This is a genomic window from Leifsonia sp. KNZ13-11D (assembly GCF_056754895.1).
Genome location: NZ_JBPGWU010000001.1, coordinates 60,197 through 84,800, shown reverse-complemented (window position 1 = coordinate 84,800; position 24,604 = coordinate 60,197). Strand labels below are relative to the sequence as shown.

Sequence of the window (24,604 nt, the reverse complement as noted above, 5' to 3'; positions counted from 1 at the left end):
CCGTGTCAAACGGATTCCCGGTCAGCCCGCCGACGACTCCCGCTGCACCAGCCGGAAGGGCACGGCGATCTCCTCGGGCGCGAACGCCTCGGACGAGCCCTCCATCCGCCGGATCAGCAGATCGACGGCCGTGCGCGCGATCTCCTCCCGCCCCGGGTCGATCGTGGACAGGGTCGGCATCGAGTACTGGGTCTCGTCGACGTTGTCGAACCCGACCACGGCCACGTCCTCCGGGATGCGCAGGCCGGCCTCCTGCAGCGCACGCAAGGCGCCGAGCGCGATCGCGTCGTTGAAGGCGACCACCCCGTCGAACGGGGTGCCGGTGGTCAGGAAGTCACGCATCCCCTCGGCGCCGTTGCGCCGCAGCCACGTCCCGACCGGGACCACCAGGGACCCGTCGAACGGGATCCCCGCCGCGTCGAGCGCCTGCCGGTAGCCGTCGAGACGCAGCGCGGCCGAGCCGATCTCCGCGCCGGGATGCGCGCCCAGCGCGACGATCCGGCGGCGGCCGCCCGCGATGAGGTGCTCGGTGGCCGCCCGAGCGCCCTCGGTGTTGCGCATGGTGACGTGGTCGCGGGTCCCGTTCACGCTGCGGTCGCCCAGCAGTACCACGGGGGTGCTGAGCTCGGCGATCAGGTCGGCGTCCCCCTGGTCGAGGGTGAGGACGCTGTGGAGCACGCCGTCCACCATCCGGGCCCGCGGCTGGCGGAGCACGTCGATCTCGTGCTGCCGGTCGTCGCCGAACTGCTCGATCAGCACGGCGAGACCACGCTCGGCTGCCGCGCGCATCACGGAGTCGGCCAGCTCGGCGAAGTACGCGTTCCGCAGGTCGGGGATCATCAGCGAGATGACGTTCGTCCGCCCCGATCGCAGGCTGCGCGCCGACAAGTTCGGGGTGTAGCCGAGGGTGTCGATCGCGTCGAGGACCTTGCGGCGGGTCTCCTCGCGCACGTACGGGTAGTCGTTGATGACGTTGGACACCGTCTTCACGGACACCCCGGCGAGCCGGCTGACATCGTGCATCGTCGCAGCCATGAACCCCCCTCTCGCGCCTCCCCCGACATTACAACGTTGCACCCCGCCCCCCTTCGCGCAGGCCTCCGCCTTCCCGCTCGCCGAGGTGCACCTTGTTGCGCTCGCCACGCCGCACAACCGCACAACAACGTGCACTTCAGCATCCCGGGGGTACGGGATGCTCCCGCGCTGCGCGGCCGGCGCGCACCTCCAGTCGGCGCGCACCTCCTCGCGCTTCGTGAGGTGCACGTTGTTGTGGCCGACACGCCGGCTAGCTGCGCAACAACGTGCACTTCGGCGGAGTCGCGGCACAGCGCGCGGCAGCGCAGCGCGGCGCGTAGCGCGCGTCACCGCAGCGCAGCGCGGCGCCGCGGCGCGCGTCAGCGCAGCGCGGCGGGCCGCACGCGCACGGGCGCCAGCCACGTGGAGACGATCACCGCGGTGATCGCGCCCGCGGCCATGATCGCGGCGAGCACGACCACCTGGAAGCGGCCCGCCTCCAGCGGCGACACTCCCCCGAAGATCGCGCCGACGAAGGCACCGGGCAGCGTGACCAACCCCGTGGTCTTGGTCTGGTCGACGGAGGGGATCAGCGCCGAGTAGACCGCTGCGCGCGCCTGGTCGAGCGTCGACTGCCGCGGCGTCGCGCCGAGCGCGAGCCATCCCTCCACCTCGTCCCAGTGGTCGAGGACGCCCTCGGTGAACCGGCGGCCGGCGAGCGTCGCGATGCTCATCGAGTTGCCGATCACGATTCCGCCGATCGCCAGCGCGTACCGTGCGGTGAATGCGATCGCGCCGGTGAGGAAGACCACCGAGAACGACACGATCACCCCGCTGGCCATCGCGGTCGCCATCATCGCCGCATGCCCGCGCGACCATCCGACGCGGTGGGTGGCCGTGCCCGCCGCGACCGAGAACATGACGAGCAGCGCGAGGGCCACCCACACCGGGTTCGTGATGACGCCGGCGAGGATGACGCTGATCACCGCCAGCTGCGCCGCACCCCTGAGGATGGCCAGCGCGGGCGCCCAGCGGTGGGGCGCCCCGTAGGCGGCCAGCACCCCGACCGCGACGAGGGCGAGGACCGCCACGCCGAGCAGGGTCGGCGCGAGCTCGGCGACGATGGGCACGTCACGAGCCTACGGCTGGGCGCGGCAGGACCGCGCCCGCCAGGCCGCGCCCGTCAGCCGCCGAGCCGGAACGCGAACCGGTCGCCGGACGAGAACCGGTACTCGTCATCGCAGCGGTAACCCCGCAGCCACGCACGGCCGTCGACGACGCGCAGGTAGAACCCTTTCGGGTACTCGACGTCGGAGCTGGGCGGCGCAGACGCGACCTTGAGCGCCCCCGCCGGCGACCGGCCGGCGGACAGCACCGAATCGGGTGCGTTCTCCTGCCGCGGCATGGCCAGCCGGAGGTACGGGCCGGTGTCCGGAGGGCAGAGCTCCAGTCCGTGCGCGCGAGCCGCGGCGAAGACGTCGCTCAGGGTCCCGCCGGTCGCAAGGCCGAGGTCGGCGAGGTCCCGCTCCCGGATGTCGACCTCCTCGGCGTTCCGCGGGTCGAACACCGCGTGGTCGAGCAGCGTCTCCGCATGAGCGTTGAGCTGCACTCCGGCGGCCCGCAGCGCCGCCCGCAGCTCCGCGCGGGTCGACCCTCCGACGCGGAGCCGCAGAGGATGGTGCGGTCCGGCGTCACACGCGATCATCCCTCAACGGTACATACGTGTCATCACCGCTTCAGGTTCGTCAGCTCCTGCAGCACCTCGTCGGACGTCGTGATGATGCGGGCGTTCGCCTGGAAGCCGCGCTGGGCGACGATCAGGTTGGTGAACTCCTGCGACAGGTCGACGTTCGACATCTCGAGCGAGCCGCCCTGCAGCTGGCCGAGACCGTCCTCGCCGGGGCCGCCGAGCTGGGCGGCGCCGGAGTTGACCGTCGCGCGGTAGGTCGAGCCGCCCGCCTTCTCCAGGCCGCCCGGGTTGACGAAGGTGGCCAGGGCGATGCGTCCGACGGCCTGCTTGTCGCCGTTCGAGAACAGGCCGGTGATGGTGCCGTCCTTGTCGAGGGTGAACGACTCGAGGGTGCCGGCCGCGCGGCCGTTCTGGTCCTTGAAGGCGACCGAGGTGATCCCCGAGTAGCCGGTGACCGAGTTGAGGTCCACCGCGACGCCGCCGACGGTCAGCGATCCGCCCGCAGTGAGCGTGCCGTTCGTGAAGGTGAGCGACCCGGTGCCGGTCGCGCCCGCCGCATCCGCGCCCGCCACATCCCAGCCGGCCGCCGTCTTCGTGAAGGTCAGGGTGAGCTTGCGGGCGGTCCCGTTGGCGTCGTAGACGGAGACGTCGCGCACGAGCTGGTCGCCGTTCGCCGCGTCCGAGGGGAGGTTGCCGGTGACGTTCGCGCTGGTCGTGGCCGCCGCCGGGGTGACCGCCTTCAGCGGGATCGTGATGTCGCTCAGCGCGCCGCCCTGCTGGACGACGCCGTTGACCGCGTTCCACCCCTGCAGGATGGCGCCGCCGGGGCCCACGAGCCGGCCCAGCGAGTCGGGGTCGAGGGAACCTGCGCGCGTGTAGACGGTCTCGCCGCCCATCTTCATCACGAAGAAGCCGTCGCCGTTGATCATCATGTCCGTGGAGCGGCCGGTCGCCTGGGCCGCGCCCTGGGTGAAGTTGGTGGAGATGCCGGCGACGAGCACGCCGAGGCCGATCTGGGCCGGGTTCGTGCCGCCGGTCTCGGCCTGGGCGCCGCCGGCGCCCTTGACCAGCTGCGACAGCGTGTCCTGGAACTGCACGGCCGATGCCTTGAACGCGGTCGTGTTGACGTTGGCGATGTTGTTGCCGGTCACGTCGAGCATGGTCTGGTGCGAGCGGAGGCCGGAGATGCCGGAGTAGAGCGAGCGGAGCATGGGTGGGTCCTTTCGTATGGAGGAGCGGTGAGGTCAGGCGGTCGGCGCGGTGGTGCCCGAATCGGACGTACCGGAGCCCGCGGATGAGCCGGACGACGCGTCCGAGCCGGAGGACGTGCCGGAGCCCGCGGCGGCCGGCGTCACCACCCCGAGGATGGAGTCGAGCGCGATCTTCTGATCTCCGACGGTGACGATCGGCACGGCGCCCGCATAGGAGACGGAGGAGGCGACACCGGTCTGCGTGTCGCCGTTCTTGTCGAGGTAGCTCACGGTGTGCCCGATGAGGGTGGCCGCCGCCTGCCGCATCTGCAGGGCGAACCCTTCCTGGGCGGTCGTGTCCATGCTGGTGAGCTTCTCCATCATGGCCAGCTGCGTGGTCTGCGAGATCATCTGGTTGGTGTCCATCGGCGAGCTCGGGTCCTGGTTGCGGAGCTGGGTGACCAGCAGTTGCATGAACGCCTCGCTGTCGAGCGACTGCTTCGGCGTACGCGTGGGGGTGGTGGAGTAGATGCCGCCGGTGGAGGCGGTGTCGGTTCCGGTGATGGGGTCGACGGCCACGGTGGCTCCCTTCTAGACGATCAGGTCGATGGTGTGCGTGGATCCGTCCGCGGGCGCGGACGGAGTCGAGCGTGCGGATGCCGCCGGCGCGACGCCCGCGCGGCGGGTCTCTTCGCGCTGCCCTCCCGCGAAGCCTCGACCGCCGTCGGAAGGTGCGTCGTGCTGCGGCGCGGGCTGGTTCTGCGAGGACAGGTCGAGCGTCCCGCTGAGACCGGCGCCGGTGAGGTCGCGGCGCAGGTCGGGGAGGATGGCGCGCAGCGCGTCGCGGCCGAGGTCCGTCGGGGCGAACAGCTCGACGCGCACGCCCTCGCTTCCGACGTGCGCACGAACGGTCACGGGCCCGAGGGTGTCGGGCGTGACGTGCACGGTCATCACGTGCTCACCGGCACCAGCTGCGGCCAGCGTGAAGACCGGGCGGGCCAGTTGGGCGGGCAACGAGGGGATGGTGGATGCGGTGGACGCGGGAGCAGGAGGCTGGGCCGCGGCCGCGCGCTCGGGCGCGATCGTCGGGGGCGTTGTCGGGGTCGTTATCGGGGACGCGACGGCCGCGGGGGATGCTGCGGCATCGGTCGCGCGAAGCTTGGGCCGGCCCACGGCTTCGGCGGTGGCCGATACCGCAGAGGATGCGGCGCCACCGCTTCCGGCAGCTGCTCCGGCGAGCCCGGTGGATGCGGTGGCGGTCGGCGTGATCGGCGTCGCGGCCGCTGGCGGACGCGACTCGGTCGGGGACGCGACGGGGGCACCGGTTCCGCCAGCGTGCTCTTTCCCGGCCGTCGCGAGGGATGCGCTGGGCGACGGCGAAGGAGGCTCGTCGGCCGGCGACGCACCGTCCGGCTGGGGAGCGGTGGCGCGCGACGCGGGCACCGCAGCGGCAGCGGGAGCCGGGGCGGCGGAGACCTTACCTCCGGATGCGGACTGCTTTCCCGCGTTCGCGACGCTCGCCGCCTCGGACACCGCCACGGCCTCTGCGGGCGCAGCGCCGGCCGTGGCGACGGCCGTGACCGTCGGGGTCCCCGTCATCGCCGTCGTCGCCGCGGCAGCGACGGGAGCGGCGCCGCCAGCGGCGACGGCCGTCACCGCCCCGCTCGCACCGGCAGACGCCGCGGGCGTAGCGGCGACCGCCGCCGTCAGCGTCGCGGCAGTGGCATCCACCGTGACCGGGAGACCGGCATCCGTCACGAGCGCCGGAGCCGCCGCCGTGGGGCCCGCACCCGCCGCCTCCGGCGTCGTCCCCTCAGCAGTCGTCGCATCTGCCGTGGCCGGAGCGGCACCGGCGGCCCTGTGCTCGCCGTCCCCCGGCTGCGCACCCCGCCGGACGGGCCGTCCGTGCTCGTCCCGTCCCGGGTCGTGCCGTGCGGTACCGGGCCGCGCCTCCTCCGCGCCGCCGGGCGCAGCATCCACCGCACCCTGCAGGAAGGCGTCGAACGCCTCCCCCGAACCCTTCGCCGAGGTGCCGCTCGCCGGACGCGCAGGTATGGCCGGCGGCGCCGCTGTCACCCCGCCCGGGCTCACAGCGAACCGTCCTGGGTCAGCGACGCGAACAGCGACCGGAGCATGTCGGCCTGCGCCGACGATCCGGCCGACCCCGCCGAGGACAGCAGCGAACCCAGCGACCCCAGCGACCCCGGCGACCCCAGCGAACTCAGCGCCCCCAGCCCGGCCGACGCCCCCGCCGGCGCCGCCTGCGGCACCACCCGCCGGATCGTCACGATGTCGGAGTCCTTCATCCAGTTGTCCACCAGGCTCACCGTGCGTCCTTCGCTGGGCGCGTGGATGACCTTGCCGTCGCCCGCATAGATGACGATGTGCTCGCCGCCGTTGGTCACGATGAGGTCGCCCGGCTGCGCCTGAGCCAGGGACGGCACCTCCGTGCCGACCGTGGACTGGCCGGAGACCAGGCGCGGCACGTCGATCCCCAGATCCTTGAACACCCGCTGCACCAGTCCCGAGCAGTCGAGGCCGGAGGCGCTGGTCCCGCCGAAGACATAGGGCACACCGAGGTACTTCGTGGCGTCGGCGACGACGTCCGATCCGGTCACGGCTCCGGTCGCGGTGCCGTCGGTGGCGCCGAGCGCCCCGGAGAGCGCAGACGCGAAGTCCGTCGCCGAGGTCGAGGTCGCAGCCGACGTCCCGGACGACGCCGAAGCGATCGTCGCCCGCGTGCCCGTATCCAGCTGCACCAGCGTCGCCTGGATCTGCGCGATCCGGCCGATCGCATCCGTGACGGTCATGCCTCTCCCCCGTTCCTGGCTCGCTGCCACGCGCCCGTCGCGATCTCGTCGACGGCCGCCTGCTCGGCGCTCAGGTCGCCCGCGACGACCTCGGCCCGGTGCCGCGACTCCAGCTTCTCCAGCCCCACCGCCCGCTTCTTGGCCTCGGTGAACGCGTGCTGCGCCTCCGACGCCTGCGCTTCCGCCTGTGCGGCGAGCGCCGACAGGTCGGCCAGCATGCTGCGGCTGGAGGCGCGCGCGGCCGCCATGGCGAACAGCGTGCCGGCGTCGGTCGCCTCGGCCGGCACAGCGTGCAGGGCCGCGATGGCCCGCGCCTGCCGCTCCCCGGCATCCCGCCGCATCGCGTTGGCCGCCGCCAGATCGCTGGCCGCGTGCTCCTTCTCGATCTGCCGCAGTCGCAGCAGGCCCGCCAGGGCGAACGTCCGTGCCATCACACGCCTCCCAGCATTCCGACGAGCGCCTCGAGGCGCGCCCACGACTCCGCCGCCGGGGCCGGTTCGCCGATCCCCTGCCGCAGGAACGCGTCGATCGCGTCCGCGTGAGCGACCGCGGCATCCACCTTCGGGTTGGTGCCCGGCTTGTACGCGCCGACGTCGAGCAGGTCCTGCGCGGAGACTCTGGCGGCCAGGATGCTGCGCAGCGCCACCGCGGAGGCCCGCTGCTCCGGCGCGGTCACGCGCGATGCGAGCCGCGACACGGAACCGAGCACGTCCACCGAGGGGAAGTGCCCGACCACGGACAGCTTGCGGTCGAGCACGACATGCCCGTCCAGGATGGAGCGGGCCGCGTCCGCGATCGGCTCGTTGTGGTCGTCGCCGTCGACCAGCACGGTGTAGAGACCGGTGATCGATCCGGTCTCTCCCGTCCCGGCTCGCTCCAGCAGCTGGGCGAGCAGCGAGAACGTCGACGGCGGGTAGCCCCGGGTCGCCGGCGGCTCACCCGCCGACAGCCCGATCTCGCGCTGCGCCATGGCGACGCGGGTGAGCGAGTCCATCATCAGCACCACGTCGGCGCCCTCGTCGCGGAACGCCTCCGCGATCCGGGTCGCCGCGAAGGCGGCGCGGAGCCGCATCACGGCCGGCTCGTCCGAGGTCGCGACCACGACGACCGAGCACGCCAGCCCGGCCGGCCCGAGGTCGTCCTCGAGGAACTCGCGGACCTCACGGCCGCGCTCCCCCACCAGCGCGATCACCGACACCTGCGCGTCCGTTCCGCGCGCGATCATCGACAGCAGCGACGACTTCCCGACGCCGGATCCGGCGAAGAGCCCGAGGCGCTGGCCCCGCCCGGCCGTGACCATCGTGTCGAGAACCCGCACGCCGAGGCCGAGGGGCTGCAGGATGCGCGCCCGCCGCATCGCATCGGGCGCGCGGTTGCCGAGCGGCACGAAACCGTCCGGCTCGATCGGTCCGCGCCCGTCCACCGGTCGCCCGAGCGCGTCGATGACGCGGCCGAGCATCCCGCGCCCCGTCGGCACGAGCAGCGGCGCGCTCACGGCCCGCGCGGGCGCTCCCGCGGCGATCCCGGTCAGCGGCCCGTACGGCATCACCCGCACACGGTCGGCCGTCGTGGCTACCACCTCGGCGTGCACGCCCGGCTTCTCACCGATGACGACCACGTCGCCCAGCGCCGCCGGAACGCCCTCGAGTTCCGCGCCCAGACCCACGACGCCGGTGACCCTGCCGACGCGTTCGACGGCCGCCGCGGCGACGGCCGTCCCCCAGCGTTCCCGCACCGCGCTCACGACAGCGCCTCCTTCGCGCGGAGGAAGGCGGCCTGGATACGCCCGTCGAGCCATCCGGTCGGCAGCTCGCCGATCGCGTCGCCGCGCGTCAGGGCCGGATCCGCGACGAGCTGCGCGTCCTCGCCGGCGGTCCCGGCGCGCTGCAGTTCTGCGAGGTCGTCCGGATGCATCCGCACCACCGGCACCGCCCCCGGGCGGCCCGCGGCGACCACGCGCTCGACCGCTGCGCGCGCAGCCGCGAGCCGGTCCTCCAGCGCGACGCCCACCACGGCGGTCGCGAGCTCGAACGCCGACTCGACCAGCACGGACTCGGCCTCGGCCAGCAGCGGGACGGTCGCCTCCCGCAACTCCACCGCCGCACTCCGCAGCGCGGCCGCGAGCACCGCCACGCGGTCCGCCGCCTCAGCGGCCTCCGCAGCGCGGGCGTCCTCGGCGGCTGCCTGCCAACGCTCCTGCTCCTCCGCGGCTGCGCGCCGCCCGTCGGCGAACCCGGCCGCGTACCCGCGCGAGCGCGCGGACGTCATCGCGGCGCGCTCGTGCTCCGTCTCGGCGATGACCGGGACGGACAGCGGCTCGAACGCGATCGCGGCGGCGGGCTCACTCGACATATGCGTCCTCGTCCCCGCGCTGCACGGTGATGGCGCCCGTCGCCTCCAGGTCGCGGATGGAGCGCACGATCTCGGCGCGGGCGTCCTCGACCTGCGACACGCGCACCGGGCCGAGGATGCGCACCTCGTCCTCGAGGATCTCCCGGTTGCGCTCGGAGAGGTTCGTCGTGATGACCTCGGTGACGGCCTCGCTGGCGCCCTTCATCGCGACCGCCAGCACCGCCGCATCCACCCCGCGCAGCACCTGCTGCACATCGCGGGGCTCCAGCCGGACGATGTCGTCGAAGGTCAGCATCCGCGAGCGCACCTCTTCGGCCAGCTGAGGGTCGCGCTGCTCCAGCGCCTCCAGCAGCGCCTTCTCGGTGGCCGCGTCGGAGCGGTTGATGATGTCGACGAGCGGCTGCACTCCCCCGACGGCGTCGGACGACGCCCGCGAACCCACCACCGCGCTCGCGCGCTCCTTCAGCGTCTCGGCGACCACGCGCACGGCATCCGGACTCGGCGAGCCCATGGTCGCGATCGCGTGGGCGACCTCCGTCCGCGTCCGGTCGTCCAGCCCGGTCAGGATGCGCGACGCATGGTCCGCGCGCAGGTGCGCCAGCACGAGCGCACTCGTCTGCGGCAGTTCGCCCGCGAGCAGCATCTGCACCTGGGCCGGCTCCACGGTGTCGAGGAACTCGAACTGCTTCCCCGCCAGGTTGGACGCCACTCGGTTGAGCACGCCCGTCGCGCGCTCGGCGCCGAAGGACGCCTCCAGCAGCCCCACCGCGATGTCGCGGCCGCCGCGGGTGGTCATCGTGCCGCGGGTCGCCAGGTCGTGGAACTCGCTCAGCGCCTTCTCGGCCACGCCGGGGTCCACGCGGCGCAGCCGCAGGATCTCGGCGGTGATCTCGTCGGCCTCCTCGTCGGAGAACTGCTTCATCACCTGGGCGGCACGCTGCTGGTCCATGTTCATCAGCACCACGGCGACCTTCTGGGCGCCGGTCAGGGTCGCGTTCATACGCCGGCCCTGTCATCCATGAGGCTGCGCAGGAAATCCGCCGTCTTGTGCGGGTCGCGCTCGGCGAGCGCCTCGATCTCCGCCTTGCGCCGGTCGGCCTCGAGCTCGGCCTGGTCCGGGGCCGGGTCCGGCAGCGGGTCCAGCTGCATCGGCACGGTGGGCGCCGCCTGCTCGAGTGCGATCGGGAACGGGGAGGCGTCGAGCGCGAGCGAGTCGGCGTCCTGGGCGAGCTCGGCGTTCTCGGCCGCCCGGCGGCGGCCGCGGCGGAACAGCGCGAACGCGATGATCGCGGCCGCCACGATCGACCCCGCGATGAGGGAGCTGCGGATGATGCTGGTCAGCTGATCGGCCGCAGCCGCATCCCTCGCCTCTTTGAGCGCCTTGGCCGCCTCAGTCGCCCCGGCTTTGCTGAACGGGACCATCTCGACGCTGACCGAGTCGCCGCGCTTGACGTCGATGCCCGCCGCAGCGTTGACCAGGTTGCGGATCTCGTTGGCGCTGACGCCGCCGACCGCGTCCGAGTTGAGGGCGACCGAGACCGTCTGGCGGTTGATCGCCCCGGCCGGGATGGTGCGCTGCTCGGTCACCTTGTCGACCGCGTTGTCCTTCGTGCTCGACTCGGAGTCGAAGGTTCCGTTGCCGTTGGTCCCGTTGGGCACCGCGATGTTGTCGGGCCCGAGCACTCCGGCGCTCCCCGCCGCGCCGGAGCCGGTGTAGGTCTCCTTCTGCGTGGTCTCGCTGAGCGACGGGGCGTCGGTCGGCGCCGTGTACGACTCCTCGGTGCGCTGCGCGCTCTCGGTGCTGACGTCCGCTGCCACCGCGACGGTCGCGTTGCCCGCGCCGACGACCTTGTCGAGCATGTCCTGCACCGCGGCCTTCACCCGGGTCTCGTAGTCGCTGGCCTGCTTGTCCGCTCCCCCGGTCGCGCCGCCGCCGACCGTGCTCAGCACGGTGCCGTCGGCGTCGACCACGGCGACGTCGGTCGGCTTCATGCCGGGCACCGCCGCGCTCGTGAGGTGGACGATGGCCTGCACCTGGTCCGCGCTGAGATCGACGCCGCTCTGGGTCTCGACGAAGACGGAGGCCGTCGGGTCCTTCTTGTCGGCCGCGAACACGGTCTCCTCGGGGATCGCCAGCCGCACGGACGCGGTCTTGACGCCCTTCATCGCGGCGATCGTGTTGCCGAGCTCGCCCTCCATCGCCCGCTTGTAGGTGACGTTCTGCTGGAACTCGGACGACGTGACGCCCATCTTGTCCAGCAGCGAGTAGCCGCCCGTGTTGGATGCCGGAAGCCCGGCCGACGCGGCCTTCAGCCGCTCGTCGTAGACCTTCTCCTGGGGCACGAGGATCGTGGACCCTCCGTCGGTCAGCTGATACGGCACATTGTCGGTGCGCAGCTGGTCGACGATCGCGGAGGCATCGGACGCCGCGACGCCGGAGAACAGCGGCGTGTACGACGGCTGGGATGCCCACATGGCGATCCCGGTGATCCCGAGCGCCACGACGGCCACGCCGATGATCGCGATCACCCGCTGGGCCAGCGAGAACCCGCGGATGGAGTCGCCGATCCGCCGGAGGAAGCTCGTCACCTGCTGGGGCATCAGGCCTGCATCCGCATGATCTCGTTGAACGCGTCCACGGCCTTGTTGCGCACGCCGGCCACCAGCTCCAGGGTCACCTGGGCGCGGGTGGATGCGATGGTCGCGTCATGGATGTCGTCCAGGTTGCCGGTGACCGCCTGGATGGCCAGCTTGTCGCTGGTGCCCTGCAGCTGCTGCAGGTCGTCGACGGCGCCGGTGAGGGCGTTCCCGAAGGACGCTCCCCCGGTGCCGCTTGCGGCGGACGTCGCCGTGGCGCCGGGGCCGGCGGTCACGGCGGAGATCGCTCCGATGGCGGGGATGGGCATCAGTTCCTCCCGATCTGGAGGGCCGCCTGGTAGGTCTCCTTCGCCCGGTCGACGACGGCCGCGTTGGCCTGGTAGCCGCGCTGCGCCATGATGAGCGAGCCCATCTGCTCCGACAGGTCGATGTCCGGGTAGCGGACGTACCCGTTCGCGTCGGCGACCGGGTTGTCGGGTTCGTAGACCATGCGGCCCTCCGCGCTGCCGTACGCGGCGCCGGCGACATAGACGCCCGACACCCCTTCGCCCTCCTGGGCGACGATGTAACGCGCCTGGAAGGCGGCGCCGTCCGTAGGCTTTGCCGTGTTGATGTTGGCGAGGTTGTCCGAGATGGCGTCCAGCCACTTCCGGTGCAGGGTCAGCCCCGTTCCGGCGATCCCGATGGCGTCGAAGGTCACGTGATGCTCCTCAGCTGGTCTTCAGTGCGGCACGGATGGCGGAGAACTCGTTGCCGGCGGCCTGGGACGCGAACTGGAACCGCAGCACAGTGTCGACGTTCGAGACTGTCTCGGTGTCGAGGTTCACGTTGTTGCCGTCGAGGCGCGTCGGCTCGAGCGAGCGCGCAGCGGTCGCGGAGACGTGTCCGTCGTGGTCGGCGACGGAGGCCGCGAGCGCATCCTCGAACGACACCCGCTGCGCCGTGTAGCCGGGCGTGTTGACGTTGGCGATGTTGTTCGCGATGGCGCGCTGGCGCGCGGCGAGGCCGTCGAGGGCGCTCGTCAGGGCGGCGCTGGTCACGGATTCGAGCACAGCTGCACTCCAGGGTCGTGGGGCGGCCCATCCGTGGCCAAGTCGGTGAGCGATCCGTGCTCAGGAAGAGCTATCGACCGTTCCCCCGCAACCGTTAGCTGCCGTTTTCGGCGGGTGTTCGCAGGGCGATTCCCACACATCCATCCACAGCTTGTACCCCGATGTGAATTACAGCCGTGTGTTTTCGAAGACGCGTTCGAAAACGCTTCCTCGTCGTAAAAAGCGCAGGTCAGCTGACCTTTCGCTTACCTGGGAATCTGAGACTGCACACATCCCGCGCGTGTCCTCCACACGATTCAGCCGCGTATCCACGGATTCTGCACAGAGTTATCCACAGGTGGAGAACCCCGTCGAAGAGACGGAGCCGACCGGAGGCGTGATGATCGCCGGTTCAGCGCGTCTGAGTCTGTCAACGAGTCGATGGACATTGCCGCTTCCGCATGCCGGTGACCAGCTGGTTCGCGCCGTCCGCACAGCGGACGACGGAAGAAGGACACGATGAAATTGTTTCGCGCGTGCGCGATCCTCATCACAAGCGACGGGGTGATCGTCGTACACGGTGGCCGCGTACATGGTGGTGGTCGTCGCCGTCGCAGTCGGCGGGCGGCTGTTCCGCAGCGCGGGGGAGGAGGCGACGCCTCCGCGCGCCGGCTGGCGGATGACGGGGCGCCCCTTGCTGGGATCCCTCCTCGCCGCGCTCATGTCCGTCCAGGCCGCAACGCTCGCACTCGGCGCGGCCCGCGGCGACCTCGGACTCGTCCCCCGGTTCACCGCGGCCTTGCTCTTCAGCGCCGTGGGATGCGCCTACCTCAACTCATCGGTCCGGCTGGGCGCTGCCGGTCGGCGAGAGTAGGCCCAGGGACTCAGCCGATCAGATCGAAGTAGACCGGGTGCGGCCCGGCCTCCGAACGCGGCACCGCGCGCACCGCCGCGAGGTGGCGTGCGGTCGTCTGGCGCACGTCCTCGAGGTAGCGCATGGTGTGCAGCTGCGCCTCGAGCAGGCGCGCGGCGCGCTCCTGCAGCTCGGGCGGGATGGGGCCGAGACCGATCGGGGGACGCCAGGGGACCGGGTCCACCGCGGCGAGCGCGCCGTGCAGCTCCTGCTCGATGCGGTCGAGGGTGTCGGACCAGGCGAGCACGTCCTCCCGCGGGGCGTCCACCTCGAGGGCGTCAGGCGACACCGAGGTCCCGATCCGTCTCCGCGGCCGTGGTCGCCGGGAGGATGCGGGCGGCCTCGTGCCAGGTCTGGCGCAGCGGCTCGGCCACATCGATCGCCTCGCGCACCTTCGCCGGGTCGCGCTCGATCATCCCGCCGACGATGAGGTCCGCCAGATAGCCGTAGAGCTGGAGCAGCCCGTCCGCGCCGTCCCACAGGTCCACACGCAGCGTGCCGGCGAGCTCGGCGACGATCTGGTCGGCGTGGCGCAGGTTCTCCCACGCCGTCGGCCACTGCGACGCCTGGAGCGCGGCCTCGCCGCGGGTGAGGTCGAGCAGGAGCCGGTCGTAGAGCATGGTGAGCAGCCGTGCCGGGCTCGCCGAGAGCACGCTGTCGCGGTTGTACGCGTTGAGCTTGGCGGCGGCGGAGGTGAGGACGTTCATGATGCGCTCGCAGTGGGGAGGGACGACAGCTGGCCGGTCAGCCACGACGACTGGGACTGCAGCTGCTGCAGCTGCACCTCGAGGTTCGCGTAGGTCTTCTCGAGTGTCGACCGCCGGTCGGCGAGCCGGGTGTCCCAGTCGGTGATCTGGTCGTTGAGGTCTGTGACGGTCGACTGCTCGCCCTTGATCCGGAGCGACAGCGACCCGGTGTACGTGTCGCTCGCCGCCGTCGAGGCGTCTGCGACCCGCTGCGCGATGGTCGTCAGAGCGCTCTCGACGGTGTCCGGGTCCGCCGCCATGGCGGTGGCGAACATGTTCTGGTCGAACGTGACGGTGCCGTCGCGCTGGATGCTGATGCCGTAGGTCGAGGGGGAGATGCCGCCGATGGGGGAGCTGATCGCATCCACGAGCTTCTGGTTGACGTCGCGGGTGGTCGAGTCGCCGGTGAACGCACCGCCGGTGACCACGGTGCCGCCGGCCGAGTCGGTCGATGTGGTGACCGCCTGCTTCTGCGCGATGAGGGTGAAGATGTCGTTCACGCTGGAGACGAGCGAGCTCGCGGCAGAGGTGAGCCCCTTGTCGTCCCGCGCGACCGTGAGGGTGACCGGGGTGCTGGACACGGAGCTCACCGACACCGTCACGCCAGGGAGCACGCCGGTGAAGGTGTTGGTCGAGCTGGTGACCGTCTGCGCGGCGCCGGTGCCCGCCCACAGGGTGAGCTGCGCATCCTGTGCCGCCCGCACCTGGGCCGCTCCCGGGTCGGACAGGAGGTTCGTCGCGGTGCCCGCCGTGACATCGGCCGGCGTGCCGCGGTACGCGGTGAACGCGCCCGCCGCGCCGGTCTTCGTGGAGCTGAGCTGCAGCCGGTAGAGCTGCTGGCCGGTGGCGGGGTCGAGGCCCGCCGCGACCTGGGTGGCGCTGACGCCTACGCCGGCCTGGTTGATGGCCGCCGCGACGTCCGCGAGGGAGGAGCTGCCGGCGGTGACCTGCTTCACCGTTCCGTCGGCGGCGACGAAGGTGAGGGTCGGCGGCTGGTCCGGCCACTGCGTCAGCGGCCCGGTCACCATGACCTGGGACTGCGCCAACGCGTCCACGGTGAAGTCGATGGTGCCGTCCACGGCGCCGGTGCCCGCGGTGGCGGTGACCGAGGCGGACGTGGTGGAGGCGGTGTGCAGGTCGACGCCCGTCGGCTTCGCCAGCGCGCCGGCCGAGTCGGCGAGGGCCGCGACCTTGGCGTTGAGCGCCTGCATCGCGGTGATGTAGGTGGTGGAGTCGGTGACCTTGTTCTTCAGCAGGGTCTGCGGGATCGCCTCCGCCTGCATCAGGCTGTCGATCAGCTGCGTGGTGTTCAGACCGCTGATGAGCCCGTCGACGGCCATGCCCATGCGGTGGTCTCCCTCCTACGACGGCGGTGCGGGGTGCTTCGGGTGGTGCGGTGGAGCGGGTGGTGCGGCGGCCGGGACGCGCTTTGGGGACTACGCCCCGGCCGCCGGGCCCGATCAGCGGAGCAGCTGCAGGACGCCCTGGTTGGACTGGTTCGCCTGAGCGAGCATCGCGGTGCCGGCCTGCGACAGGATGTTGGAGCGGGTGTACTTCACCATCTCCTCCGCCATGTCGGTGTCGGTGATGCGGCTGGACGCGGCCGAGAGGTTCTCCTTCGAGACGTTCAGGCTGCGCACGGCGGACTCGAAGCGGTTCTGCGAAGCACCGAGCTCCGAGCGGGCCGTCGAGATGGCGGTGATCGCGCTGTCGATCGCGGTGATCGTGGTGTTCGCCGTCGCGTTGCTGGTGACGTCGAAGCCGGTCGCGCCGGTGGCGCCCGAGAGGGTGCCCACGGAGGTGGCGACGTCGGCCAGGCTGACCGCGATGGTGTCGTTCGCCGTCGAGCCCGCGCCCACCTGGAAGTTCAGCGAGCCGCCCTTGAGGAGGTCGATCCCGTTGAAGTTCGTTCCCTGCGTGATGCGGTCGAGCTCTTTGCCGAGCTCGTCCGCCTCGGTCTTGATGGCCGCACGCGAGGTGGTGTTGTTCGAGTCGTTGCCGCCCTGCACCGCGAGGTCGCGCATGCGCTGCAGGATGGAGTGGACCTCGGTGAGCGAACCTTCAGCGGTCTGCACGACGCTGATGCCGTCCTGAGCGTTGCGGGCCGCGACGGTCAGACCGCCGACCTGCGCCTTCAGGCCCTCCGAGATGGCGAGGCCTGCCGCGTCGTCCGCCGCACGGTTGATGCGGAGGCCGCTGGACAGCTTCTCGAGCGACTTCGAGAGGTCGTTCTGCGTGTTGTTCAGGTTGCGGTAGGCGTTGTTCGCCGCGATGTTGGTGTTGATCTGCATACCCATGTTGTTTCCTCCATGACTGGGTGGTGGTCCGCGGCCCTTCCGTGGTCCGCATCAGCCCCTATCGGCTGTCTGTTCCGTCCCGTTAGCGATCCGCTGTCAGGACGCACGCGCCGAGCTAGGCGACGTGGGGGAGAGGCGCGAGACGCCCGCGACCGCGTGCTGCGCGAGACGCGCCAGATACGCGCTGCGCCGGGCCTGCGAGGTCTTGGCCTCGATGACGACGGGGTCGCCGTCGTCGGAGTAGTGGGTCGCCATCCCCTCGCGCATCAGCCGGATCGCCTCCGACCGCTGCTGCGAGACGGCGGAGTGGGTGATGCCGAGATCCTCGGCGATCTCGGTGACCGTGCGGTCGTCGAAGTAGATGGCCTCGACGATGGAGCGCATCCGGTCGGGCAGCGCGGCGACCGCGGCGCGGACGTACGCCGTCTGCTCATCGGCGAGCAGCGCATCCTCAGGGCCGACCGTCTCCGACACCAGGAACGGCTCGATGGTCTCGTCGAGGGCGGTGACGGTCCGGGAGGCATCCGCGAGTCCCGCTGCGGCGGTCTCGCGGTCGACGCCGAGAGCGTTCGCGATCTCCTCCACGCTCGGCTTGCGCCCGAGGGAGGACGTCAGGCTCTCCTGCACCGCGAGCGTCTCCTTGATCCGCTTGCGCGCACCGCGGGTGGCCCAGTCGGAGGCGCGGAGCTCGTCCGCGAGCGCGCCGACGATCCGGGTGCGGGCGTAGGCGCCGAACGGCACACCGGTCGAGGCGTCGTAGGCGTCGGCCGCCTGCACGAGGGCGACGGAGCCGGCCGAGGCCAGGTCGTCGCGCGACAGGTGCGTGGCACGCGAGCACAGGTCGGAGACCAGGTAGCCGACGAGCGGCAGGTTCTCGACGACGAGCGTGTTGCGTTCGTTCCGGTTCACGCTGGGCGACCCCTCTTCATCGGACGGGTACCGCGCGTCGACCTCGTTCGGGGAGGTTCTCGCGGGTACTCGGGCGGTGCGGTGGACGCTCGGACTTAGTCGGGTGCCGAGCGAGGTGCTAGGCGTCTTCCGTTGTTCACGGTAACAATGCGAGAGTGTTCAGAATGCGTGACATCTGCCCCCATTACGGGGCATCCCGTACCCCCAGTACGGGGAATACTGACACCCCTCTGTGAAGCGGTACGTCGCAGCCCACCTCGGACGGCGCTCGCGCCTAACATCGGGCGCAAGCGTGCCGATGGTCTGTCGTGACGGGGACACCGTCCACCGTCCGTCAGACCCGAGGAGACCAGGTGCGCACATCGACTCACGAGGAAGTTGGTAGCGACATGGCCGCGAGCGAGCTCTCAGCGCAGCTGTGGAAGGAGCGCGAGCTCCTGGAACTCCTGCTCTTCAAGCTGGAGGAGGAGCAGCTGCTGCTCATCGCCGGCAAGTCGCGCTGGATCTCCCACGCCACCCGTGAAGTCGAGCAGGTCATCGAGCGGATGCGCGCGGTCGGTCTTGCGCGCACGGTCGAGGTCGCCTCCCTCGCCGCCGAGTGGGGCCTGAGCCCGGATGCGACCCTGCGAGAGCTGTCAAGCGGCGCCCCCGACGGCATCTGGTCCGACATCTTCTGCTCGCACCTGGCCGCCATGACCGAGCTCACCGCCCAGATCGCCGAGGTGCGTGACACCAACGAACGCCTGCTGCGTGAGGCGGCGCGCTCGACGCAGGAGACGCTCAGCTCGCTCTCCGGCGGGAGCGACGACCCCGGCGTGTACGGCGCGGGCGGCTCGGGCAGCCTGGGCGACACCGCGCGCTTCTTCGACACGGAGGCGTGAGCGGATGAGCACCTTCAGCGGGCTGAACACCGCCTACACGGGCCTGGTGGCGGCGAAGGCGGGCCTCGACGTGGTCGGGCAGAACCTGGTCAACGCGAACACGGCCGGGTACACCCGCCAGCGCGTCAGCACCTCGGGCGTCGCCCCGCTCAACAGCACCGGCCTCTTCAGCGGCGGCGTCCGCCCCGGGCAGGGCGTGAACGTGGACGGCATCCAGCGGCTCGACGACGCCGCGATCGACGCCCGGGTGCGCAGCACCACGGCGCTCTCCGGCTACACGAACACGCGCGCCGACGCGCTGTCCACCCTGGAGTCGTCGCTGAACGAGCCGGGCACGAACGGCCTCTCGACGCAGCTGCAGAAGTTCTGGTCGGCCTGGGGCGACGTCTCCAACCAGCCCGGCGAGCAGGCGCCTGCCGGTGTGCTGCTGGGGCAGGCGGACAGCGTCGTCACCCAGCTGCAGAGCGGGTACAGCGCGGTCGACGGCCAGTGGAGCGCGCTGCGCACCTCGGTCGACGGCATGGTGTCCGACCTGAACGCGGCTGCGACGCAGGTCGCCGACCTCAACGGCCGCATCCGCTCGGCGCTGGCGTCCGGGCAGTCCGCGAACGAGCTGATGGACCGTCGCGACCTGCTCACGACCTCCATCGCCAAGCTCGCCGGGGGACTGGTGCGCCCCAACGAGGACGGCACGGTGGATGTGCTGGTCGGCGGCAACGCGCTGGTCTCCGGCACCACGGCGAACGCCGTCACGGCCGCCGGCGCGTCCCGGATGGCCGACGCGGCGGGCGACCCGCCGCGGCTCGAGTGGACGTACCGCCCGGGCGCGGCGATCGCCATGGAGGGCGGCTCGATCGCCGGAGCCGTGTCCACCCTCGCTCCGGCCGACGCGAACGGGACCGGGGGAGTCCTGGCCGAGGCCGCGGCCAGCTACAACGCTTTCGCGGTGACCCTCGCGCAGCGGGTGAACGCCGTGCACCAGACCGGAACGACGCCGACCGGCGCCACCGGCCTCGACTTCTTCGCCATCGATCCGACCAAGCCCGCCGCCCTCGGTCTCTCCGTGGTTCCCACCAGCGTGAGCCAGATCGCGACCGGCACGCCCGGCGCCGGCGGTTCGGACGGCAGCGTCGCGGATGCGATCAGCCAGCTGGGCACGGGTACGAACGCGGTGGACAAGCAGTGGTCCGCGTTCGTGGTGCGTGTCGGCGTGGCGAGCCGCACCGAGCAGCAGCAGTCCGACCTGGCCGACATGGCGACGAGCTCGGCGACGAACGCCCAGCTGTCCGGCGCCTCCGTCGACCTGGATGAGGAGAACATGAACATGCTGTCCTTCCAGCACGCCTACCAGGGCGCCGCGCGCGTGATGACCGCCGTGGACGAGGCCCTCGATGTGCTCATCAACCACACCGGACTCGTCGGGAGGTAGCCGTGATCAGCCGTGTGACCAACGCGACCCAAACCCTCAACGCGCAGCGGAACCTGCAGCTCAGCCTGCAGCGGCAGGCGCAGCTGTACGACCAGGCGACCAGCCGCCGCCTGCTGAACAAGCCGTCCGACGACCCGACCGCCACGGCGAGCGCGCTCGGTGTCCGGTCGGACCAGGCGGCGACCTCCCAGTACCAGCGCAACGTCTCGAACGGCGACGCCTGGCTGACCACGGCGGACTCGGCGCTCACCTCGGTCGAGACGCTGATGCACCGGGTGCGCGACCTGACCGTTCAGGGCGCCAACGACGGTGCGATGTCGCAGACGGCGAAGGACTCGATCGCGACCGAGCTCGACGGGCTGAAGCAGAGCCTCCTCTCACTCGCCAACACCACGTACCTGGGCCGCACGGTGTTCGCCGGCAACTCGGATGCGGGTGTGGCCTTCCAGCCGGACTACTCGTTCACCGGCACGGCGGGAAGTACAGTGGAGCGCAGGATCGGCCCCGACACCACGGTGCGGGTGGATGCGGACGGCTCCGCCGCCTTCGGCACCGGCGCGTCGTCGGTGTTCGCGCTGATCGACAACGTTGCGAACGACCTCCGCACAGGCGTGAACGTCACGCCGCGCCTGGCGGAGATCGACGACAGGATGAAGGCGATCGTGGGAGAGCACGCGGAGGTCGGCGGCCGCCAGACCCGCATCGACAAGGCGAAGGACGCCCTGGCCGTCGGCGCGAACGCCCTCGAGGGCCAGCGCTCGTCCCTGGAGGATGTGGACCTGAGCAAGGTCATCCTCGACCTCAAGACCCAGGACGTGAACTACCAGACCGCGATCGCCGTGACGGCCCGCGTGCTGCAGCCGACGCTGATGGACTTCCTCCGGTGAGCGCCGTCCACTTCCTCACCCCGCCTCCCGGCCTGGAGCCGCTCGACGCGTTCACGCTGGACGCGGTGCCGGGCGCCGACGGCCTCTACACGCTGGCATCCGTGGAGCGCCCGGAGATCCGCCTCTTCACGATCGACGCCTCGCGCCACCTCCCCGGCTACTCGCCCGAACTGCCCGACGACCGCGCCGCGGAGCTCGGCATCGCCGAGGCGGCGGACGCCCTTCTGCTGGTCGTCGTAACCCCCTCCCGCGAGGGCAGCACGGTCAACCTGCTGGCCCCCGTCATCGTGAACCGCACGACGGGCGCCGCCCTGCAGCTGGTGCTCGAGGACGACGCGTTCCCGGTGCGGGCGGAACTCGCAGCGCTGGCGGGGGCGTAGGAGGTCGAAGGTCGGCCGGCTACGGGCCAGCGACTTCGGCTGGGTGAGCAGGCCCCGCCAACTTGCAGCTCACCATTAGATCGCAACGCTTCCCGGAATGGTAATGACGCGAACAGATGCGCCGGCGAGGGCAGCCCAATTCTTGCGGCTCGTCTTGCAGATGATCCCAGCCCTCTCAGTACCCGTGTAGCGCGCGCACGACCCGGTCACGAGTCTCAGCGATCTCACGCCCGGGCGGAGTCCGCACCACCCATCGTCCAACGCGACGCGGAGACAAAATCAATTCCACTTCGAACGGTTCAGACCGCAAGCGAATGGTCAAGGAGCGCCCCTGGGAAGCGAGCCAAGATGCCCACCAGGACTGGGCCAAATTGCATCCTTGATCCTCTCAACCCGAATGCGACGGGAACGCCGTGACTGTTGATCCGTAGCACGTTGGGCCACCGTAACTACATGGCTCCGTCTGCGGAATCGTCCACGTGAATTGGATCCCGCCGTAGAGCCTGCCGCCCACCGCGGGACCGGCGCTAACGCTACCCTTCGACAGATCCACCACTACTTCGCCACCCGCCAATTGAAGCGTCTCCGACGAAGTTGAAGCCCAGGCCTGCCAACTCCGAGTCCTTGGATGCGCTGACTTGGCCTGCGGTGACCGATGTGTACGCGCCGGCTCCCACCCCAGCGGCAAGGCCAAGAACCGTGACGGGCGTGCTCGACGGTGTCGGGCACGGTGTCGCCGTCCGCGTCGCACGTCGACGCATCGCGCTCGGCCGGGCAGAGCTGATGCGCCGGGGCGGCCGAGGCCGGGGCGCTCGGGATGAGGGTGGTAGTCAGCGCGATGGCCGCGATCGTCACCACGAGCGCGAAGGCTCCGCGCCTCAACCGTCGCCGCTTCGCCCCACGACCACGCCATCCCACTCGAACGCCACCGACCAACCCCTGTCCCATACAGAGGCAGCCGTGATCGCGGCGGATCAAGACTGGCGCGGCTGCCCCACTAAGGAGGACGAAGCCGAACCCGCCTTATCACGCGCGATATGAAAGAGGCTCAGCCGGCCTTCTTCGCCGGGCACGGCGCCGCCTTGGCCATCGCGTCGACGGTCTGCTGCTCCGACCAGGGCAGGGAGGCGACGGTCTTCGCGCCCTTCTGGGCCGGCGGCACCTTGGAGACGATGGAGGCCAGGCGCTGCGCCAGCAGCTGGACGAAGCCGGCCCCGGGGGTGGAGTTGTTGAGCGCCACGACGACCGTCAGCCCGGAGGACGGGTCGGCGAAGACCGCCGACAGGTAGCCGGGGATCGCGCCGCTGCTGCCGCGCAGCGGGCCGAGGAGCTGCACGCCCAGGCCGTAGCGCTGCCACGACTGTCCGTTCACAACCGCGTCCGTCTGGGCTGTCCGCGACTTCTCGCTGAGCAGGTCGCCTCCCGCGAGCGCCTGGCCGAACGCCTTCAGGTCGGCGACGGTGGAGACCACACCCGCGCTCGTCCATCCCTGCGAGGGGGAGAGGCGGCTGACGTCGCGCATCGGCTGGCAGACCGTCGCACCGGTGCCGTCCAGGCCTGCGGCATAGCCGGTAGGATGCGGCCCCGGCACCGTCAGCTGCGCGCTCTCCGGCAGCGAGCTGGCGTTCATGCCCAGGCGGTCGAACACGTACTGCTTGTACAGCTGGGGCCAGCTGCGGCTGGTGGCGTTCTGCAGCGCCATCCCGACGAGGATCGCGTTCGTGGAGGATGCGCCGTACTTCTCGCCCGGGTTGCCGTAGCGCTGCATCGCGATGCCGTCGCTGGCGAGCTCCAGCGGCGGCCACTGCCGGGTCGGGTTGAGGACGAACTGCGTGCGGAGGGCCGCGGCGTAGTCGCCGATGCCGGAGGTGTTCTGGCACAGCTCCCGCAGGGTGACGCCGTCGACGCCGACCAGGCCGGGAACCCACTTGGTGACCGGGTCGTCGAGGTCGACGCGACCCTCGTCGACCAGCTGGAGCAGCACCGTGCAGGTCATCGGCGTCGTGTTCTGGCCGATGCGGAACGTCATGGCCTCGGAGACGGGCGTGGAGCCGCCACGGGTCGTCGTGCCCTGCGCCGCCGTCCAGCTGCCCGCCCAGGGCGCCCACACCCCCGCGAAGCCGGCTGAGGCGTCGGCCAGCGACATGGCGTCGGTGACCGCCGTCGAAAGGCGCTTGGAGATGTCGCCCGAGAAGCCGCCCGTCTGCTGCTCCGGCAGGTGCGTGCTCCCGGATGCGCCGGTGCAGCCCGCCAGGACCAACGCGACGATTCCGGCGGTCGCGGCAAGCGCCAAACGCCTGAACGTCGTGTCTCGTCGCATCAGTTGTACCCCCGACGGTCGCCCTGCGTGTCCAGCGATTGTAACGTGCGGCAGAAAGCAGACCGTCGCGCAAGGGGCTGTGGCCGCAATCCGATTCGGACGACGCTTCGAATGGGTAAGTGAGGCGCGCGTCCGTGCGCCGTCTTACGGAAGGAACGAGACAATGCGCACATCCCCTAATCGCCTGGTGGCCACCATCTTCGGTGCGGTCTACCTGCTGGTCGGCCTCCTCGGCTTCGCTGTCACCGGCGGCGTGGGCTTCGTCGCCACGAAGGGCGGACTGCTGCTCGGCATCTTCGAGGTGAACCCGCTGCACAACATCGCCCACCTCCTCATCGGCGCCGCCCTGCTGATCGCCGGGCTCACCCGCGTCGCGGCCGCCAAGGCCGTCAACATCACCGTCGGGGCCGTCTACCTGCTGCTCGGCATCGTCGGCTTCTTCCTCGTCGGGACGGATGCCAACATCCTGGCGCTGAACACTCCCGACCACTTCCTGCACCTCGTGAGCGCGATCGTGCTGCTCGGCACCGGCCTCGGCGCCGACCGTGTCGCCCGCGCCACCACAGCCGCCGCCTGACCGGCGGGGCCACGGATCCCATGAGCAGGATGACGGAAACGCTGCGGGTCGCCCCCACCGCCTCGGCCGATACGGCTGTCGCGGCGGGCCCGGCGACCCGCGCGTTCCTGGCCGTGGCCGCGCTGGGAGCGGGGCTGCTGCACGCGGCCCTGGCTCCCAGCGCACCCCCTGCCCTCCTTGCCGCCTTCCTGCTCCTGGCGCTCGGCGAGCTCGTCTGGGCGGCCGCCACGCTGGCGAAGGATCGGCCGCCCGCCTTCCGGCTGGTCCCGGCCCTCGCCCTGCTGCCGGTCGGCCTGTGGGCCGCGCTCGCGGTCGTCGGCGCCACCGCGTCGGGCGGAACGGTCCTGACGCTGCCGTTCGTGCCGATGGGCGCCGCTTCGCTGCTGGATGTGGCGGTCGCGGCGACCGCCGCCGTCGTCATCCGCCGCGGCCGGCCGAACCCGGACCAGAGCAGCTTCCTCCGCTTCTTCGCCGGCCTCGTGCTGAGCGCCTGCGCCGTCAGTGCCGTGACCATCCCGGCCCTGACCCTCACGGATGCCGGTGTGGCCGCGGTGACGGTGCACCACCACCACTGAGCGAG

At 71.4% G+C, this 24,604-nt stretch carries 28 protein-coding genes; 7 read left to right on the top strand and 21 right to left on the bottom strand.

Annotation, left to right across the window (positions count from 1 at the left end; translation table 11 throughout):
- Positions 1–21: 21 nt before the first annotated feature.
- The 15 genes from ACR9Y5_RS00465 to ACR9Y5_RS00395 form a co-directional block, all read right to left on the bottom strand.
- Positions 22–1,035 carry a LacI family DNA-binding transcriptional regulator gene (locus tag ACR9Y5_RS00465; RefSeq protein ID WP_481296094.1) on the bottom strand — a complete coding sequence of 338 codons (1,014 nt, stop codon included), beginning with the start codon at positions 1,033–1,035 and terminating at the stop codon, positions 22–24.
- A gap of 359 nt (positions 1,036–1,394) precedes the next feature.
- The gene (locus ACR9Y5_RS00460) at positions 1,395–2,144 is read right to left on the bottom strand and encodes an ABC transporter permease (protein WP_481296093.1); all 750 of its coding nucleotides are present in this window, start codon (positions 2,142–2,144) and stop codon (positions 1,395–1,397) included.
- Between the two features lie 53 nt (positions 2,145–2,197).
- The gene (locus tag ACR9Y5_RS00455) at positions 2,198–2,719 is read right to left on the bottom strand and encodes a hypothetical protein (protein ID WP_481296092.1); all 522 of its coding nucleotides are present in this window, start codon (positions 2,717–2,719) and stop codon (positions 2,198–2,200) included.
- A 23-nt stretch (positions 2,720–2,742) separates the two neighbouring features.
- Positions 2,743–3,915, bottom strand: a complete 1,173-nt coding sequence (locus ACR9Y5_RS00450) for a flagellar hook protein FlgE (RefSeq protein WP_481296091.1) — start codon at positions 3,913–3,915, stop codon at positions 2,743–2,745.
- Between the two features lie 33 nt (positions 3,916–3,948).
- Positions 3,949–4,473, bottom strand: coding sequence for a flagellar hook assembly protein FlgD (locus ACR9Y5_RS00445; protein WP_481296090.1), 525 nt, complete (start codon positions 4,471–4,473; stop codon positions 3,949–3,951).
- Between the two features lie 12 nt (positions 4,474–4,485).
- Entirely contained in the window at positions 4,486–5,970 is a 1,485-nt protein-coding gene (locus ACR9Y5_RS00440; protein ID WP_481296089.1) for a flagellar hook-length control protein FliK, read from the bottom strand.
- An 11-nt stretch (positions 5,971–5,981) separates the two neighbouring features.
- Positions 5,982–6,704 carry a C40 family peptidase gene (locus tag ACR9Y5_RS00435; RefSeq protein WP_481296088.1) on the bottom strand — a complete coding sequence of 241 codons (723 nt, stop codon included), beginning with the start codon at positions 6,702–6,704 and terminating at the stop codon, positions 5,982–5,984.
- A complete protein-coding gene (locus tag ACR9Y5_RS00430; RefSeq protein ID WP_481296087.1) occupies positions 6,701–7,135 on the bottom strand; it encodes a hypothetical protein in 435 nt (144 codons plus the stop codon). The genes ACR9Y5_RS00435 and ACR9Y5_RS00430 overlap by 4 nt, the downstream gene beginning before the upstream one ends.
- The gene (locus ACR9Y5_RS00425) at positions 7,135–8,448 is read right to left on the bottom strand and encodes a FliI/YscN family ATPase (RefSeq protein WP_481296086.1); all 1,314 of its coding nucleotides are present in this window, start codon (positions 8,446–8,448) and stop codon (positions 7,135–7,137) included. The genes ACR9Y5_RS00430 and ACR9Y5_RS00425 overlap by 1 nt, the downstream gene beginning before the upstream one ends.
- Complete coding sequence (locus ACR9Y5_RS00420; RefSeq protein WP_481296085.1) at positions 8,445–9,056, bottom strand: FliH/SctL family protein; 612 nt, start codon at positions 9,054–9,056, stop codon at positions 8,445–8,447. Before ACR9Y5_RS00420 ends, ACR9Y5_RS00425 begins: the two co-directional genes overlap by 4 nt.
- Positions 9,046–10,056: a flagellar motor switch protein FliG gene (gene fliG, locus ACR9Y5_RS00415; RefSeq protein WP_481296084.1), complete on the bottom strand. Its 1,011-nt coding sequence runs from the start codon at positions 10,054–10,056 to the stop codon at positions 9,046–9,048. Before fliG ends, ACR9Y5_RS00420 begins: the two co-directional genes overlap by 11 nt.
- Positions 10,053–11,657, bottom strand: a complete 1,605-nt coding sequence (fliF, locus tag ACR9Y5_RS00410; RefSeq protein ID WP_481296083.1) for a flagellar basal-body MS-ring/collar protein FliF — start codon at positions 11,655–11,657, stop codon at positions 10,053–10,055. Before fliF ends, fliG begins: the two co-directional genes overlap by 4 nt.
- Positions 11,657–11,962 carry a flagellar hook-basal body complex protein FliE gene (fliE, locus tag ACR9Y5_RS00405; RefSeq protein ID WP_481296082.1) on the bottom strand — a complete coding sequence of 102 codons (306 nt, stop codon included), beginning with the start codon at positions 11,960–11,962 and terminating at the stop codon, positions 11,657–11,659. Before fliE ends, fliF begins: the two co-directional genes overlap by 1 nt.
- Entirely contained in the window at positions 11,962–12,354 is a 393-nt protein-coding gene (locus tag ACR9Y5_RS00400; protein ID WP_481296081.1) for a flagellar basal body rod protein FlgC, read from the bottom strand. The genes fliE and ACR9Y5_RS00400 overlap by 1 nt, the downstream gene beginning before the upstream one ends.
- A gap of 10 nt (positions 12,355–12,364) precedes the next feature.
- Positions 12,365–12,706 carry a flagellar basal body rod protein FlgB gene (locus ACR9Y5_RS00395; protein ID WP_481296080.1) on the bottom strand — a complete coding sequence of 114 codons (342 nt, stop codon included), beginning with the start codon at positions 12,704–12,706 and terminating at the stop codon, positions 12,365–12,367.
- Positions 12,707–13,265: 559 nt separating this feature from the next.
- Between ACR9Y5_RS00395 and ACR9Y5_RS00390 the strand changes: the two genes are divergently transcribed.
- The gene (locus ACR9Y5_RS00390) at positions 13,266–13,559 is read left to right on the top strand and encodes a hypothetical protein (protein WP_481296079.1); all 294 of its coding nucleotides are present in this window, start codon (positions 13,266–13,268) and stop codon (positions 13,557–13,559) included.
- A gap of 10 nt (positions 13,560–13,569) precedes the next feature.
- On the opposite strand, the gene ACR9Y5_RS00385 is transcribed toward ACR9Y5_RS00390, so the two are convergent.
- The 5 genes from ACR9Y5_RS00385 to ACR9Y5_RS00365 all read right to left on the bottom strand — a co-directional run bounded on the left by ACR9Y5_RS00385 (position 13,570) and on the right by ACR9Y5_RS00365 (position 17,550).
- A complete protein-coding gene (locus ACR9Y5_RS00385) occupies positions 13,570–13,887 on the bottom strand; it encodes a hypothetical protein (RefSeq protein ID WP_481296078.1) in 318 nt (105 codons plus the stop codon).
- Positions 13,877–14,305 carry a flagellar export chaperone FliS gene (locus ACR9Y5_RS00380; RefSeq protein WP_481296077.1) on the bottom strand — a complete coding sequence of 143 codons (429 nt, stop codon included), beginning with the start codon at positions 14,303–14,305 and terminating at the stop codon, positions 13,877–13,879. The genes ACR9Y5_RS00385 and ACR9Y5_RS00380 overlap by 11 nt, the downstream gene beginning before the upstream one ends.
- Positions 14,302–15,690, bottom strand: a complete 1,389-nt coding sequence (gene fliD / locus ACR9Y5_RS00375) for a flagellar filament capping protein FliD (protein ID WP_481296076.1) — start codon at positions 15,688–15,690, stop codon at positions 14,302–14,304. The genes ACR9Y5_RS00380 and fliD overlap by 4 nt, the downstream gene beginning before the upstream one ends.
- A 114-nt stretch (positions 15,691–15,804) precedes the next feature.
- A complete protein-coding gene (locus tag ACR9Y5_RS00370) occupies positions 15,805–16,641 on the bottom strand; it encodes a flagellin N-terminal helical domain-containing protein (RefSeq protein WP_481296075.1) in 837 nt (278 codons plus the stop codon).
- Between the two features lie 96 nt (positions 16,642–16,737).
- On the bottom strand, positions 16,738–17,550 hold the full coding sequence (locus ACR9Y5_RS00365) for a sigma-70 family RNA polymerase sigma factor (protein ID WP_481296074.1): 813 nt from the start codon (positions 17,548–17,550) through the stop codon (positions 16,738–16,740).
- A gap of 389 nt (positions 17,551–17,939) precedes the next feature.
- Here ACR9Y5_RS00365 and ACR9Y5_RS00360 point away from each other — a divergent pair, with 389 nt between their 5' ends.
- The 4 genes from ACR9Y5_RS00360 to fliW are packed head-to-tail and all read left to right on the top strand — an operon-like array spanning position 17,940 to position 21,127.
- Positions 17,940–18,431, top strand: a complete 492-nt coding sequence (locus ACR9Y5_RS00360) for a flagellar protein FlgN (protein WP_481296073.1) — start codon at positions 17,940–17,942, stop codon at positions 18,429–18,431.
- Between the two features lie 4 nt (positions 18,432–18,435).
- The gene (flgK, locus tag ACR9Y5_RS00355; RefSeq protein WP_481296072.1) at positions 18,436–19,860 is read left to right on the top strand and encodes a flagellar hook-associated protein FlgK; all 1,425 of its coding nucleotides are present in this window, start codon (positions 18,436–18,438) and stop codon (positions 19,858–19,860) included.
- Between the two features lie 2 nt (positions 19,861–19,862).
- Entirely contained in the window at positions 19,863–20,747 is an 885-nt protein-coding gene (gene flgL, locus ACR9Y5_RS00350) for a flagellar hook-associated protein FlgL (RefSeq protein WP_481296071.1), read from the top strand.
- Positions 20,744–21,127, top strand: a complete 384-nt coding sequence (fliW, locus tag ACR9Y5_RS00345) for a flagellar assembly protein FliW (protein ID WP_481296070.1) — start codon at positions 20,744–20,746, stop codon at positions 21,125–21,127. The genes flgL and fliW overlap by 4 nt, the downstream gene beginning before the upstream one ends.
- A gap of 1,048 nt (positions 21,128–22,175) precedes the next feature.
- Here the strand turns inward: fliW and ACR9Y5_RS00340 are convergent.
- On the bottom strand, positions 22,176–23,447 hold the full coding sequence (locus ACR9Y5_RS00340; RefSeq protein ID WP_481296069.1) for a serine hydrolase domain-containing protein: 1,272 nt from the start codon (positions 23,445–23,447) through the stop codon (positions 22,176–22,178).
- A 163-nt stretch (positions 23,448–23,610) separates the two neighbouring features.
- Between ACR9Y5_RS00340 and ACR9Y5_RS00335 the strand changes: the two genes are divergently transcribed.
- Together ACR9Y5_RS00335 and ACR9Y5_RS00330 are read left to right on the top strand one after the other, a co-directional pair.
- A complete protein-coding gene (locus tag ACR9Y5_RS00335) occupies positions 23,611–24,024 on the top strand; it encodes a DUF4383 domain-containing protein (protein WP_481296068.1) in 414 nt (137 codons plus the stop codon).
- Positions 24,025–24,053: 29 nt separating this feature from the next.
- Complete coding sequence (locus ACR9Y5_RS00330; protein WP_481296067.1) at positions 24,054–24,599, top strand: hypothetical protein; 546 nt, start codon at positions 24,054–24,056, stop codon at positions 24,597–24,599.
- Positions 24,600–24,604 lie beyond the last annotated feature (5 nt).